Origin of the sequence: Phaeodactylibacter luteus (assembly GCF_007993045.1) — a bacterium.
Lineage (GTDB): Bacteria > Bacteroidota > Bacteroidia > Chitinophagales > Saprospiraceae > Phaeodactylibacter > Phaeodactylibacter luteus.
This window is the reverse complement of sequence record NZ_VOOR01000144.1, coordinates 1-1,151: the sequence shown is the minus strand read 5'-3', so window position 1 is coordinate 1,151 and position 1,151 is coordinate 1. Positions and strand designations below refer to the sequence as shown.

The window sequence follows — 1,151 nt, the reverse complement described above, 5'->3', positions numbered from 1 at the left end:
CCTAGTGGTCTGTCAAGGCTAAAACCAGGGGTTGCCTGCGGCGACTTTTGAGGCTACTCTTCGTTGGACAACCCCTTACGTAGCGCTGCTATGCGCGGGAACATCCGCCTTGATTAGCCTCAAAATCCGCTCCCACTCAACCCATAAATTAACACTTGACAGACCACTAGCCTGGCATTGGCCTAGCGCTGCGCAGGGGTGGCCGAAGGCCAGACCCGACGCCTGCAGGGCGAGGGGCCGAGCGGACAGCGAGCCCCGGAGCATAGCGGCACCTGCCCATTGGGCAGGGGCAGGCCCCTATCCTTGCGGATGGGGCAGGCCCAAAATCGGCAATCTGGTTGGCGCACCAACATCTTTTTTATAACCCGTGGCGTATGAACAAGTTTATCGGGCAGTACGGCGGGGGTAAAGCCTAGTACGGCCAGGCCGAATGATTTGATGGTGCCCCCACGCTTAAGCCTTGTCTGTTGCGTGGCCATTCATGGTCAAAAAGATTGCGGCTCAATCCGGCAGGCGGCAGCAGGAGATTATATAGTTCTCCAAGGCGAGATTAATGCATTTTGACTTGCTCTTTTTTCCGCTCGCTGCGTTGAAAAGCCTCGCCGTAGCTGAGGCTATGCCTGCGTTTTTCGCCTTGCGAGCGAAAAAAACACCTGCGTCAACTTTGCACAAATCCTGCCTTGGAGAACTATAGCAGCAATTCTAAATTTGATAAACCGCCCTTCCTTCCCCTGTGATTTCGTATCTTTCGCTGATGGGAAAAACAAGTCAAGAGGGCTTGGGGAGCGGCCAGAGCGGGAATACCCTTGTCCCATTGTTGGAATATATCAGTTTCGATGGCAGCCCTGAAGGGTGGTCTGCCGAAATCAGAACACTCGTAGAAGGGGTATTGATCAATAATGGTGCAGAAGGGGAAGTGTTGGTCTCTACATCTTTGGCGGAAGCCGGTATTTTAGTAGATTTTATTAAAGTAAATTTTGTATGCCCCTGAATTGCCTTTTTCGCCAGCTCTGCATCACGTCCTCACCTTCGTAGCTAGACGAAGAAAGGGAATAAAAGGGCTCCCTTTCTGAAGTCGAGGTTCCGGGCGTTCTTTGATCTGGCAAAAAATCCTAATCCATGGTCTAAACAAAACCTACATTAATAAAATC

General features: G+C 51.5%; 1 protein-coding gene. It reads left to right on the top strand.

The annotated features are described in order from the left end of the window. Positions 1 to 754: 754 nt before the first annotated feature. Positions 755 to 991, top strand: coding sequence for a hypothetical protein (locus FRY97_RS21860; RefSeq protein ID WP_147169748.1), 237 nt, complete (start codon positions 755 to 757; stop codon positions 989 to 991). The last annotated feature ends 160 nt before the right edge of the window (positions 992 to 1,151 follow it).